14 protein-coding genes are annotated in these 11,646 nt (G+C 68.6%); 10 read left to right on the top strand and 4 right to left on the bottom strand.

The window, feature by feature from the left end:
- The first annotated feature begins 10 nt into the window (after positions 1–10).
- Positions 11–1,477 (top strand): GTPase ObgE, encoded by a 1,467-nt coding sequence (gene obgE, locus GP2_RS00525; RefSeq protein ID WP_006898481.1) that lies wholly within the window; start codon positions 11–13, stop codon positions 1,475–1,477.
- Entirely contained in the window at positions 1,474–2,619 is a 1,146-nt protein-coding gene (gene proB, locus GP2_RS00530; protein ID WP_006898482.1) for a glutamate 5-kinase, read from the top strand. The genes obgE and proB overlap by 4 nt, the downstream gene beginning before the upstream one ends.
- Here the strand turns inward: proB and GP2_RS00535 are convergent.
- From GP2_RS00535 to ectA, 4 genes are all read right to left on the bottom strand, one after another.
- Entirely contained in the window at positions 2,586–3,506 is a 921-nt protein-coding gene (locus tag GP2_RS00535; RefSeq protein ID WP_040526087.1) for an NAD-dependent protein deacetylase, read from the bottom strand. The two genes, proB and GP2_RS00535, sit on opposite strands and share 34 nt — an antisense overlap.
- A gap of 100 nt (positions 3,507–3,606) precedes the next feature.
- Entirely contained in the window at positions 3,607–4,041 is a 435-nt protein-coding gene (locus tag GP2_RS00540; RefSeq protein ID WP_006898484.1) for an ectoine synthase, read from the bottom strand.
- Positions 4,038–5,327: a diaminobutyrate--2-oxoglutarate transaminase gene (gene ectB, locus GP2_RS00545; protein ID WP_006898485.1), complete on the bottom strand. Its 1,290-nt coding sequence runs from the start codon at positions 5,325–5,327 to the stop codon at positions 4,038–4,040. The genes GP2_RS00540 and ectB overlap by 4 nt, the downstream gene beginning before the upstream one ends.
- 217 nt (positions 5,328–5,544) lie before the next feature.
- A complete protein-coding gene (gene ectA / locus GP2_RS00550) occupies positions 5,545–6,072 on the bottom strand; it encodes a diaminobutyrate acetyltransferase (RefSeq protein WP_006898486.1) in 528 nt (175 codons plus the stop codon).
- Between the two features lie 165 nt (positions 6,073–6,237).
- Here ectA and rsmD point away from each other — a divergent pair, with 165 nt between their 5' ends.
- From rsmD to GP2_RS00590, 8 genes are all read left to right on the top strand, one after another.
- Entirely contained in the window at positions 6,238–6,798 is a 561-nt protein-coding gene (gene rsmD / locus GP2_RS00555; protein ID WP_040526089.1) for a 16S rRNA (guanine(966)-N(2))-methyltransferase RsmD, read from the top strand.
- Between the two features lie 43 nt (positions 6,799–6,841).
- On the top strand, positions 6,842–7,330 hold the full coding sequence (coaD, locus tag GP2_RS00560; protein ID WP_006898488.1) for a pantetheine-phosphate adenylyltransferase: 489 nt from the start codon (positions 6,842–6,844) through the stop codon (positions 7,328–7,330).
- 156 nt (positions 7,331–7,486) lie between these two features.
- The gene (locus tag GP2_RS00565; protein ID WP_006898489.1) at positions 7,487–8,317 is read left to right on the top strand and encodes a DivIVA domain-containing protein; all 831 of its coding nucleotides are present in this window, start codon (positions 7,487–7,489) and stop codon (positions 8,315–8,317) included.
- A gap of 92 nt (positions 8,318–8,409) precedes the next feature.
- The gene (locus GP2_RS00570; protein WP_006898490.1) at positions 8,410–9,024 is read left to right on the top strand and encodes a YceD family protein; all 615 of its coding nucleotides are present in this window, start codon (positions 8,410–8,412) and stop codon (positions 9,022–9,024) included.
- Positions 9,025–9,028: 4 nt separating this feature from the next.
- Positions 9,029–9,784, top strand: coding sequence for a ribonuclease III (gene rnc, locus GP2_RS00575; protein WP_006898491.1), 756 nt, complete (start codon positions 9,029–9,031; stop codon positions 9,782–9,784).
- A 12-nt stretch (positions 9,785–9,796) separates the two neighbouring features.
- Positions 9,797–10,663, top strand: coding sequence for a bifunctional DNA-formamidopyrimidine glycosylase/DNA-(apurinic or apyrimidinic site) lyase (mutM, locus tag GP2_RS00580; protein WP_006898492.1), 867 nt, complete (start codon positions 9,797–9,799; stop codon positions 10,661–10,663).
- A 193-nt stretch (positions 10,664–10,856) separates the two neighbouring features.
- Entirely contained in the window at positions 10,857–11,303 is a 447-nt protein-coding gene (locus GP2_RS00585) for an OsmC family protein (RefSeq protein ID WP_006898493.1), read from the top strand.
- Between the two features lie 9 nt (positions 11,304–11,312).
- The gene (locus GP2_RS00590) at positions 11,313–11,621 is read left to right on the top strand and encodes an acylphosphatase (protein WP_006898494.1); all 309 of its coding nucleotides are present in this window, start codon (positions 11,313–11,315) and stop codon (positions 11,619–11,621) included.
- Positions 11,622–11,646 lie beyond the last annotated feature (25 nt).

The raw sequence follows: 11,646 nt of genomic DNA on the forward strand, positions 1-11,646 counted from the left end.
AGGAAGTTCGATGTCACGGTTCGTCGACCGCGTGACCATTCACGTCGCGGCGGGCAATGGTGGCCACGGTTGCGCCTCGGTCCACCGGGAGAAGTTCAAGCCTCTCGGCGGCCCGGACGGCGGCAACGGCGGCAACGGCGGCTCGGTGAAGCTCGTCGTCGACCCGCAGGTCCACACCCTGCTCGACTTCCACTTCCGTCCGCACGCCAAGGCGAGCAACGGCAAACCCGGCGCGGGCGACAACCGCGACGGCGCCAAGGGCGAGGACCTCATCCTGAAGGTGCCCGACGGCACCGTCGTCCTCGACGAGAACGGCACCATTCTCGCCGACCTGGTGGGGGAGGGAACCGAGTTCGAGGCCGCCCAGGGCGGTCGCGGCGGTCTCGGCAACGCGGCCCTGGCGTCGAAGGCGCGCAAGGCCCCTGGCTTCGCGTTGCTGGGAGAGGAGGGCGAGCAGCGCTCGCTGGTCCTCGAGTTGAAGTCCGTCGCCGACGTCGGCCTGGTGGGCTTCCCGTCGGCGGGCAAGTCCTCGCTGGTGTCGGTGTTGTCGGCGGCGAAGCCGAAGATCGCCGACTATCCGTTCACCACCCTGGTGCCGAACCTCGGCGTCGTGCAGACCGCGGGCGACGTGTTCACCATCGCCGACGTCCCCGGCCTCATCCCCGGCGCCTCGACCGGGCGCGGCCTCGGTCTGGAGTTCCTGCGCCACCTCGAGCGGTGCGCGGTGCTCGCACACGTCGTCGACTGCGCGACCCTCGAACCCGGACGCGACCCGATCTCCGACATCGACGCCCTCGAGGCCGAACTCGCGGCGTACAAGCCCGCGCTCGACGCCGACCACGGCCTCGACGACCTCGCCTCGCGCCCGCGTGTGGTGATCCTGAACAAGATCGACGTGCCCGACGCCGCGGAACTCGCCGATCTCGTGGAACCCGAACTGGCCGAACGCGGCTGGCCGGTCTTCCGCATCTCAGCGGTGTCGCACGAGGGCCTGCGCGAGCTGACCTTCGCGCTGGCGAAGATGGTCCGCGAGTACCGGGAATCCCAGCCCGCCAAGCAGCCGCGCCGGGCGATCATCCGGCCCAAGGCGATCGACGACGCCGGTTTCACCATCCTTCCCGATCCCGAGATCGAGGGTGGGTTCATCGTGCGGGGCGCGCGCCCCGAGCGCTGGATCCGGCAGACGCAGTTCGACAACGACGAGGCCGTCGGCTATCTGGCCGACCGGCTCAACCGCCTCGGCGTCGAGGACGAACTGGTCAAGCTGGGCGCCCAGCCGGGTGCGCCGGTCACCATCGGCGACGTCACCTTCGACTGGGAGCCGACCACCCCGGTGGGCGACGAGGTGCCGCTGACCGGGCGTGGCACCGACATCCGCCTGGAGCGCAACGAACGCGTGGGCGCCGCCGAACGCAAGCAGGCCCGCCGCCTGCGGCGCGGGCTGGCGCTCGAGGACGGAGAGCAGGACCTGTCGTGACCGCGGAGACGAGCATCGGGTTCCCCACCGTGCGGGAGCAGATCGCACACGCGCGCAGCGTCGTGGTGAAGATCGGCTCGTCGGCGCTGACCGACCTCGACGAGGGGCTCGACCGCGACCGGCTCGACGCCCTCGCCGACGCCCTGGAGGCGCGGATGCGCGCCGGGTCGGATGTCATCGTGGTGTCCTCCGGCGCGGTGAGCGCCGGTCTCGCCCCGCTCGGGCTGAAGAAGCGTCCCAAGGACCTCGCCACCAAGCAGGCCGCGGCCAGCGTCGGCCAGCTGGCGCTCGCGCACGCCTGGGGCACCTCGTTCGCCCGTTACGGGCGCACCGTCGGGCAGGTCCTGCTGACCGCCGACGACATCAACAACCGCAGCCATCACGCCAACGCCCAGCGCACGCTCGATCGCCTGCGCTCCCTCGGTGCCGTCGCCGTCGTGAACGAGAACGACACCGTCGCCACCAACGAGATCCGCTTCGGCGACAACGACCGGCTGGCCGCGCTCGTGGCGCACCTCTCCGGTGCCGACGCGCTCATCCTGCTCTCCGATGTGGACGGCCTCTACGACGGTGATCCCCGCAAGGTCGGCGTCGACGGCCGCCGAGCCCAGTTCATCCCCGAGGTGAACGGACCCGAGGACCTCGACGGTGTGATCGCCGGCTCCGGCGGCGCGCTCGGCACCGGCGGCATGGCCTCGAAACTGGCCGCCGCCCGCCTGTCCGCGGATGCCGGAGTGCCGGTGCTGCTGGCGGCGGCGTCCTCGGCGGCGCAGGCGCTGGCCGACGCCTCGGTCGGGACGGTGTTCGCCGCCCGGCCCGAACGCTTGTCCGCACGCCGATTCTGGGTGCGGCACGCCGCCGACGCCAGCGGCCAGATCGTCCTGGACGACGGTGCGGTCGCGGCCGTGTCGCGCAGGCGTCGGTCGCTCCTCGCGGCCGGTGTGACCGGGGTGAACGGCCGGTTCTTCTCCGGCGACGTCGTCGAGCTCGTCGACCAGAACGGCCGGGTGGTCGCCCGCGGCGTCGCCTCGTACGACTTCGACGACGTGACGTCCATGCTGGGCCGCCACACCGACGAGCTACCCCCGGATCTGCAGCGCCCGGTGGTTCACGCCGACGACCTGGTGGTCGTCGCCCGCTGACCGGGCTCGGCCGCGCGCGACAGTTCCGGCAGCACGACCCCGGCCCGGTGGTCGATCTTGAGTGTCGCGAGCTCGTCGGCGCGCGTGTGCCCGCGGTTGACGATGACGATGGGCTTTCCTGCGCGGTGCGCTCGCCGGGCGAACCGCAGCCCCGACATGACGGTGAGCGAGGACCCGACCACGAGTAGGGCGTCGGCGTCGTCGACGACGGAGAATGCTTGCTCTACAAGGGGTTTGGGTACCGCTTCGCCGAAGTAGACGATGTCGGGCTTGAGGATGCCGCCGCACTGCGGACAGTCGATCATCACGAAGTCCGAGGTGTCGGTGAGTGTCGCGTCGGCATCCGGGGCCACCTCGATCGCGCCGCGTCCTGCCACCCGCTCGGCGAAGCCGGGGTTGAGCGACTCGAGCCGTGCGGCGAGCCGATGCCGCGAGATCCGCCAGTCACAGCTCAGACAACGCACGCGTCCGTAGCAGCCATGGAGTTCGATGACGCCCCGCGTCCCCGCCTTGGTGTGGAGCATGTCCACGTTCTGCGTGATGACCGTCGACACCCGCCCGGCCCGCTGCAGATCGGTGAGCGCCAGGTGCGCGGAATTGGGGCGCGCGGCGTCCATGTGACGCCAGCCGAGATGGTTGCGCGCCCAGTAGTGTCGCCGGAACTCCGGCGACGACAGGAACATCTCCAGCGTCATCGGGGTGCGCGGCGGCGAACCCGGGCTGCGGTAATCCGGGATGCCGGACTCGGTGGAGATGCCGGCGCCGGTCAGGACCGCCACCCGGCATCCGGCGAGCATGTCGGCGGCCTCGGCGATGCGGTCCTCGACGCCGGCGTCGAGCGGGGTGGGCTCGACGGGGATGTCACCGAGCTGAAGACGAGTGCGCACCCTGCCCAGGATAGGCAGGGTGCGCACTCGTCGAGGTCTCACGTTGCCGAGGCACCGTCGGGAGAGCGGTCGGTCATGGCGTCGGCGAGAGACAGTGTTGTCAGGAGACGGGGGCGTCCTCGGCGTGCTTGCCGGCCGGCTGCGGGACGGCGACGAGGGGGTAGACGCCGTTCTCGTCGTGCACCTCGGTGCCGACGACCGGCGGGTTGAACACGCACAGCATCCGCATCCGGGTGTCGGCGGTGACGGTGTGGCGCTCGTGCCCGTTCAGCAGGTACATCGTGCCGGGTGCCAGGGGATAGGTCTCACCGGTCTCCCGGTCGAGCAGCGTCCCGGTGCCCTCCACCAGCCAGACGGCCTCGATGTGGTTGGCGTAGTGGAACTCGTTCACGCTACCGGCGTTGATGGTGGTCTCGTGGAACGAGAATCCCACCCCGTCGCCGCCGAGGACGATGCGCTTGGAGCGCCAGTTGCCCTTCGGATCGGCGACGTCGCGCTCGGTACCGGTGATCTCTTCGGTGGTTCGGACGATCATCCGATCACCTCCTTGACTGCGTCGGAAAGGATGGACAGGCCGCGATCGAGGTCCGCGCGGGAGATCGTCAGCGGCGGGAGCAGCTTGACGACCTCGTCGGACGGCCCCGAGGTCTCGGCGAGCAACCCGTTTCCGAAGGCCTGCGCGCAGACCTTGCCGGCGGCGGTGTGGTCCTCGAAGGCCAGGCCGCGGACCATCCCGCGACCGCGGGTGGAGATGCCGTCGTAGCGGTTGCAGAGGTCGGAGAAGACCTCGTGGATGCGGTCGCCCTTCTCGTGGATCTCGCGGCTGAGGGTGTCATCGGTCCAGTAGGTCTCGATGGCCTTGGCCGCGGTGACGAAGGCGGGGTTGTTGCCGCGGAAGGTGCCGTTGTGCTCGCCCGGGGTCCAGACGTCGAGTTCGGGCTTGAACAGGGTCAGCGCGAACGGCAGGCCGTAGCCGCTGATCGACTTCGAGAGGGTGACGATGTCGGGCTTGATGCCGGCGTCCTCGAAGGAGAAGAACTCGCCGGTGCGGCCGCATCCCATCTGCACGTCGTCGACGATCAGCAGGATGTCGCGGCGCCGGCAGAGGTCGGAGAGAGCGCGCAGCCACTCGGCGCGGGCGACGTTCACGCCGCCCTCACCCTGGACGGTCTCCACGATCACCGCGGCGGGACGGTTCAGTCCGCTGCCGGAATCGTCGAGCACGCGCTCGAACCAGGCGAAGTCCTCGACGACTCCGCCGAAGTAGTTGTCGAACGGCATCGGCGTCGCGTGCACCAGCGGGATGCCGGCGCCGGCGCGCTTCATCGAATTCCCGGTCACCGACAGCGATCCCAGGGTCATGCCGTGAAACGCGTTGGTGAAGCTGATGATCGACTCGCGGCCGGTCACCTTGCGGGCCAGCTTCAGCGCCGACTCGACGGCGTTGGTGCCGGTGGGGCCGGGAAACTGGATCTTGTAGTCCAGCCCGCGGGGTTCGAGGATGTGCTGGGTGAACTTCTCGATGAAGTTGCCCTTGGCGACGGTGGCCATGTCGAGGCCGTGGGTGATGCCGTCGTCGGCGATGTAGTCGATCAGAGCCTTCTTCAGCTCCGGGTTGTTGTGGCCGTAGTTCAGCGAGCCCGCGCCGGCGAAGAAGTCGAGGTATTCCCGACCGTTCTGGTCGGTGATGTAGGACCCCTTGGCGGTGGTGAACACGGCCGGCCAGTTACGGCAATAGCTGCGGACCTCGGACTCGTGTGCGGTGAACACCGAGTCGTCGAAGGTCTTGTCGAGAACAGGGGTGGTGTCGAGAAGTTGCATGTCCTGCTTCCTTCTTCATTGTGACCGCGCTCGTAGAAGGTGAGCGCAGGAGTTCCGGCGTGGTGGTTCGACGACCGTGGGTACCCAGAACTCTCGAAATGTATGCCGGATTTCGGCACTTCTATCCAAGTGATGCCAACAACGTTGTGGCACAGAGTATTTCGCCTGTGATCGATCTGACTATCGTGACCGAGGCGTCGGGATCGCGCGCGGGCCGTCAGGGCTCGGGGATCTCCGGTTCGAGCATGTAGAGGTCCTCGGGCTCGTGTGAGTCCGGAAAAGTGTTGGCGTCGAAGAGATCTCGACGCTCGAATCGAAGGCCTCGGGCCTTGGCAACCGAGGCGAACAGTCGCTGCGACGCGATGTTGTCCGGGCTGATCGTGGTGTGCATGGCCACCATTCCCTGCCGGTTCGCACGGTCGAAGAGGTGCTGCAGCATGGACGCGGCGACGCCGTGCCCGCGCATCGAATCGTCGACGGCGACCTGCCAGACCATCAGGGTCGACGGATCGTTCTGGCGGCGGTATCCGGTGACGAAACCGACCGGATTGCCGTCGACTTCGGCGACGATGGACGTCTCGGCGAAGTCATGGCACCAGAGTACGTAGGCATACGACGAGTTGACGTCGAGAACCTTTGAGTCCGAAGCGATTTCCCAGATTCGGGTTCCGTCGGCGACCGTCGGCATCCGATAGTCGACCGTGAGGACAGTTGTTGGGGCCGTTCCTGTTTGTGAAGGGCTCATAACGCTTTCGACGCTAACGAAGGGTCACACCGAAGTCACCCAGCGGCAGAAATTGCCCCATCGAAGCACTACCTTCCCCCTGCTCAGCCATGCAATGTGAATTGGGTCACAGCCGTGTCACCCGGAGGTGGGATGTGGGGGTTCGGAGGGTGGGAGAATGGCCGCATGACGAGGATCATCGCGGGCCGGCTGCGGGGGAGAAGGTTGCGCGTCCCGGGCGAGGGAACACGTCCCACATCCGACCGTGTGCGCGAATCCGTCTTCAACATCCTGCAGGCGCGATACGACGTCGACGGCATGCGGGTCCTCGACCTCTACGCCGGATCCGGGGCGCTCGGGATCGAGGCCGTCTCCCGCGGTGCGGCGAACGTCACATTCGTCGAGTCCTCGCGCAAGGCCGGCTCGGTGATCGCCGGCAACGTGAAGGAGTGCGGCATCGGCGGCGTCGCCACGGTGGTGTCCCGGCCGGTGTCGTCGTTCCTGTCGGTCGCGTCGGGCACGCCCTACGATCTCGTCTTCTCCGACCCGCCCTATTCGCTCGACGCGGGAGCCCTCGCCGAGGACCTCCGGTTGCTCGCCGGGTCCCATCTGGCCGACGGGGCGCTGGTCGTCGTCGAGCGGTCTGCGCGCTCCGACGACGACATCTGGCCGGCGGGTTTCGAGATCGTGGTGGACAAGAACTACGGGGACACCCGGGTGGAGGTCGCCGAGTACACCGGCGCCTGAGGTGTGCGTCACCGGGTCGACGCGTCGGCGGTAAGTTCAGGCCATGACGACGGCAGTGTGTCCCGGTTCTTTCGATCCCTTCACCCTCGGCCACCGTTATGTGGTGGAACGCGCGGCGGCGTGCTTCGACGAGGTCGTGATCACGGTGGTGGTCAACCCGAACAAGCGGGGGATGTTCGGCATCGACGAGCGGATCGCGCTCATCGAAGAGGACTGTGCCGACCTCCCCGGCGTTCGCGTCGATCGCTGGGAGGGGCTGCTCGTCGACTACCTGAAGCAGGAGTCGATCCGCACGATCGTCAAGGGCCTGCGTTCGGCGGTGGACTTCGACTACGAGGTGCCGATGGCGCAGATGAACCGCGACCTCGCCGACGTGGAGACCGTCTTCCTCCTCACCGATCCCCGCTTCGCGCACGTCTCCAGCTCGCTGGTGAAGGAGGTCGCCAAGCTGGGCGGCGACGTCACCCCCTTCCTGTCGCCGCACATCCACAAGGCGCTCGTCGCGAAGGTCACCGGAGAGCGCTCGGTCTGATTCTCGGTTCCCCGGTCTCGGGTTCTCCGTCGGAAATCACCTGCGGGAACCCGCGACACGCCACACGCGCTTCACCAGTCACAGACACAACATTCGGCACAATGGCCTCAGATTCACCAACTGTTGCAAACAGGCAAGCGCCGGATTGGGGTGGCTGTGTACCGCGTATTTGAGGCTCTCGACGAGCTCGTCGCCATTGTCGAGGAGGCGCGCAGCGTGCCGATGACCGCCGGCTGCGTCGTCCCGCGCGGCGACGTGCTGGAACTCCTCGACGACATCAAGGACTCGATCCCGGGTGAACTCGACGACGCCCAGGACGTCCTCGACCAGCGCGAGACCCTGCTCGGCGACGCCCGCGAGCACGCCGAGACCACCATCGCCAAGGCCGACTCGGAATCGGAGGCCGTCCTCGCGCACGCCCGCGCCGAGGCCGACCGCATCCTCTCCGAGGCCAAGGCGCAGGCCGATCGCATGGTCGACGAGGCGAGCGCGCACTCCAAGTCGCTGATCGAGGACGCGACCGAGGAGGCCCGCCGCCTGCAGACCAGCGCCGCACGTGAGTTCGAGGCCGTCACCGGCCGGGCGCGCGCCGAGGCCCAGCGCACCATCGACGCCGCCAACAACACCTACGACAAGTCGGTGGCCGACGGCATCGCCGAGCAGCAGCGCCTGGTCTCCGAGACCGAGGTCGTGGCCGCGGCCAAGTCGGAGGCCGAGCGCATCATCGACGCCGCCCACGCCGAGGCGGACCGCCTGCGCGGCGACTGCGACGTCTACGTCGACGAGAAGCTGGCGCAATTCGAGGAGATCCTCACCGGCACCCTGCGCTCGGTGAACCGCGGACGCCACCAGCTGCGGACCGGCGCCGGCATGCACGACTACGTCGAGTACCCGCGCAGCGTCGACGAGACCCGCGAGGCCACGCATTCGCGTGACACGCACCGCGGTTCCTACGACCGCGACCAGGGCTCGCCGCTCGCCGTGTGACCAGGGCCGACCCCGGTGTCGACACACGCCGCCGGGGGCGGTCGATGATTCGGTGATCCGGGCGTATCGTGCAGCTTGTGTCTGATCATGCTGTGACATCAGAAACCGCCCCCGGCGGCGAATCCGCCCCGCGGCGCGACCCCTTCGTTCTCGACGTCCGGTCGATCAACCGCCGCCCCGGCACGATGACCGAGGTGCACCGGACCATCGAGACGACGGTCCGTCTCGGCGTCGAGATGATCGGCGTCCCGGTGGGCTCCGACGTCGACCTCGACCTGCGGCTCGAGTCGGTGAGCGAGGGAATCCTGGTGACCGGCACCGCATGCGGTGAGACCGTCGGCCAGTGTTCGCGCTGCCTCGAGCCCGTCGACGGCACGGTGACGGTGTTCCTCACCGAGCTGTTCGCCTACCCCGACAGCGTCACCGAGCAGACGACCGAGGAAGACGACGTCCACCGCATCGTCGACGACCGGATCGACCTCGAGCAGGCGATCATCGACGCGGTGGCACTCGAGCTCCCGATGTCGCCGCTGTGCGAGCCCGACTGCCCCGGCCTCTGCCAGGTGTGCGGGATCCGGCTGGCCGTCGCCGAGCCCGGTCACGGGCACGATGTGATCGACCCGCGGTGGGCGGGGCTCGCCGGCAAGTTCGCCGAACTCTCCGAGGACAAGGGGGACGCGGGGGACGAGACGAAGGGCGACCGGTAGCACCGTGACTGAGACGCCCGACGAGGCCGGCCGGTTCGCCGCGCTGCTCGAAGCACTCGACACCGACATCCCCGAAGAGCTCCTCACGCTGGCACTGACGCATCGTTCCTACGCCTATGAACACGGCGGCCTGCCGACCAATGAGCGCCTGGAGTTCCTCGGTGACTCCGTGCTCGGCGTGGTGATCACCGAACGGCTCTACCTGCGTTACCCGGACCGTCCGGAGGGTGAACTCGCGAAGATCCGCGCGAGCGTGGTCAACATGCACGCCCTCGCCGACGTGGCCCGCGGTCTCGGCGACGAGGGAGGCCTCGGCAAGTACCTGTACCTCGGTCGCGGAGAAGAGATGACCGGCGGCCGCGACAAGGACTCGATCCTCGCCGACGGACTCGAGTCGATCTTCGGGGCGGTGTTCCTCAGCCACGGCCTCGAGACGTCGCGGCGGGTCATCCTGCGCCTCTTCGACGAGCGCATCGACAAGGCCGGCCGGCTCGGTGCCGGGCTGGACTGGAAGACCTCGCTGCAGGAGCTCAGCTCCGAGCGCGGTTTCGGTCCGCCGCAGTACCAGATCTCCTCGACGGGTCCCGACCACAACAAGGAGTTCACCGCGATCGCGGTGGTCGCGGGGGAGAACCTCGGCGAGGGCGTGGGCCGCACCAAGAAGGAGGCCGAGCAGCAGGCCGCCGCCCACGCGTGGAAGGCGCTGACCGAACGCGGCGCCGATGCCGAGGCCGAGGCGTCGTCGGAATCGGCGTCCTGATCGCACTGGTAGATGCCTGAACTCCCCGAGGTCGAGACCGTCCGAATGGGTCTCGAGAAACATCTCCACGGGCGCGCAGTGGCCTCTGTGGAGGTCCTCCACCCGCGGGCCGTGCGCCGCCACATCGGCGGCGAACCGGACCTGATCGGGCGGCTGACCGGCAAGCACGCGACCGGTGTGCGTCGTCGCGGCAAGTACATGTGGATCGACGTCGCCGACGCCGCGGACCGTGCTGCTCTGGTGGTGCACCTCGGCATGAGCGGCCAGATGCTCATCGCCCGTGAGGGCGCCCCCGACCACACCCACCTGCGCATCCGCGCCGCTCTCGACGACGGCAACGAACTGCGCTTCGTCGACCAGCGCACCTTCGGGGGATGGCATCTCGACGACTACGTGGTCGACGACCACGGCGTCGATGTGCCCGTGTCGGTCGCGCACATCGCGCCGGATCCCTTCGACCCGGTCTTCGACGCCGTGGTGGTCGTGGACCGCATGCGCGCCAAGCACTCCGAGATCAAACGCGTCCTGCTCGATCAGACGGTCATCTCCGGTGTCGGCAACATCTACGCCGACGAAGCGCTGTGGCGGGCGCGATTGCGCGGGACCCGGGTCGCGGAGTCGATCAGCCGAAAGAAGTTGCGGGAACTGATCGATGCCGCCACCGCGGTCATGTCCGAGGCGGTCGAGGTCGGCGGGACGTCCTTCGACTCGTTGTACGTCAATGTCAACGGACAATCTGGCTACTTCGAGCGCTCACTGAACGCCTATGGGCGCGAAGGGCTTCCGTGTAAGAGGTGCGGGACGATCATGCGCCGGGAGTCGTTCATGAACCGCAGCTCGTACTTCTGCCCGAAGTGTCAGCGCCGCTCGGGTCGATAGGGAAGGCGTGGCGTCTCGGGCCTGCACCCTGCGGCGCCGCCCCGCGGACGGCCGCTGACAGGCGCCGACGCCGCGCGGGAAGTCGTCCACACGACGCGGGCGCAGGTGTCTCGGGAATGTCTGCCCGGCCGGGGACCTTACTATTGTCCGCGGCGTCCGAGCCGCCCCGCCTTCTGAGAGGACTCGCCTGAGCATGACCACCGAGCAGAACACGCCAGCCGCCGAGCCGGCGCACACCGAGCTGTGGGTCGAGCGGACCGGAACCCGCCGCTACACCGGGCACAGTTCGCGCGGCGCCGAGGTGCTCATCGGGTCGCAGGACGTCGACGGCGTCTTCACCCCGGGTGAGCTGTTGAAGATCGCGCTCGCCGCCTGCACCGGCATGGCGTCGGACCGCCCGCTCTCGCGCCGCCTCGGCGACGACTACGACGCCACCATCCGCGTCAGCGGCGACGCCGACCGCGAGAACGAGGTGTACCCGCGCCTCGAGGAGATCCTCGAACTCGACCTCTCCGAGCTCGACGCCGACGCCGCCGATCGGCTCCTCGTCGTCGTGCGGCGCGCCATCGACGCCGTCTGCACCGTCGGGCGCACCATCAAGGCCGGCGCCGAGGTCGACCTGAAGATCACCACGGAATAGCGAGCCGCCATGAGCACCGACAACACTCCGGGCGCCGGCAACACCGAGCAGGTCAGGCTGTCGGCATTTGTCCACGGCCACGTCCAGGGCGTCGGGTTCCGATGGTGGACGCGGTCGCGCGCGCTGGAACTCGGGCTGGTCGGCTCGGCGTCGAATCTGGCCGACGGACGGGTGCACGTGGTGGCCGAGGGCCCGCGTGACAAGGTCCTCGCGCTGCTCGACGCGTTGCGCTCCGGCACGACCCCCGGACGGGTGGATCTGGTCGTCGAGAGCATCGATCCGCCGCGGGGAGGCCTCGTCGGCTTCGTGGAGCGGTGAGTGTCACCCGGATCGCATCGCGATG

Origin of the sequence: Gordonia paraffinivorans NBRC 108238, from assembly GCF_000344155.1 — a bacterium.
Taxonomy (GTDB): Bacteria; Actinomycetota; Actinomycetes; order Mycobacteriales; family Mycobacteriaceae; genus Gordonia; species Gordonia paraffinivorans.